Origin of the sequence: Protofrankia coriariae (genome assembly GCF_001017755.1) — a bacterium.
Classification (GTDB): domain Bacteria; phylum Actinomycetota; class Actinomycetes; order Frankiales; family Frankiaceae; genus Protofrankia; species Protofrankia coriariae.
This window is the reverse complement of sequence record NZ_JWIO01000062.1, coordinates 17,888-18,912: the sequence shown is the minus strand read 5'-3', so window position 1 is coordinate 18,912 and position 1,025 is coordinate 17,888. Positions and strand designations below refer to the sequence as shown.

Below are 1,025 nucleotides of genomic sequence, written 5' to 3'. Positions count from 1 at the left end.
CCCGGGCGGGCGGGCGGGTGGTGCTGTCGGGGGTGCCCACCGGGTCGGTGGACCTGACCCCGCTGTGGTTCCGCGAGCTGGAGCTGGTGGGCGCCTACGCCTCGTCCGCCGGCACGGCCGCCCATCCGGCCGTCCGGCCGGACAACCAGGTGAACGGGCAGGTGAACGGGCGGCCACGGGAGCGGTCGGACTTCGACCGGGCCCTCGAGCTCGCCGCGTCCGCGCCGCTGGACGGGATCCTGTCGGCCACCTATCCGCTGGACCGCTGGCGGGACGCGCTGGACCATGCGCTGGCCGCCGGACGGCTGGGAGCGGTCAAGGTTGCCTTCGACCTGATGACGCCGTGACGGGGCACGGAACGTGACAGGGCACAGAAGAGGCGGACGGGGCCTGCCCGCAGGCACTGTGGCCTCTGCTGGGACGCTTATTCCAGGACGCCGACGACAACCCAGTGCCGTTCGGCTGAAACCACGCGTGAGGGGATCGCACAGGTGAGACCGGGGTTCGTGCTCGAAGTCGATGAGCGGACTCCTCCGCTGCTCGTCCACCAGGGTGAGGGGTTCGGGCTGGAACGTTTTCCGCTGGGTACCCGGGTGCTCTACCCGCCGGAGTCGCTGCCGGCGCTGGCAGACGTCGACGCGGCGATCAGCCGGGCGTTGGCCGAGCCGGAGAACAGCGAGCCGCTGCGGGCGCTGCTGCGGCCGGGGATGCGGCTGACGATCGCCTTCGACGACCTGTCGATCCCGCTGCCGCCGATGCGCCGGCCCGACATCCGCCAGCGGGTGATCGAGCAGGTGCTGACGCTCGCGGCCGAGGCCGGGGTCGACGACGTGGTGCTCATCGTGGCGAACGCCCTGCACCGCCGGATGACCGCCGCCGAGATCGAGCGGGCTGTCGGGGAGCGGGTGTTCCGTTCGTTCTGGCCGGACAACCTCTACAACCACGACGCCGAGGACAGGGACAACCTGCTGCACGTCGGCCTGACCGAGAACGGCGAGGACGTCGAGATCAACCGGCGGGCCGCC

The 1,025-nt window shown here is 71.8% G+C and carries 1 protein-coding gene and 1 pseudogene; both read left to right on the top strand.

The genetic code is table 11. The features are described 5' to 3' along the window. Nucleotides 1-347 (top strand): annotated as a pseudogene (locus tag FrCorBMG51_RS32165) (zinc-binding alcohol dehydrogenase); the annotation flags it as partial. A gap of 144 nt (nucleotides 348-491) precedes the next feature. Further along, nucleotides 492-1,025: lactate racemase domain-containing protein (locus FrCorBMG51_RS32160; RefSeq protein WP_235433836.1), on the top strand; the 534-nt coding region annotated here is incomplete at its 3' end.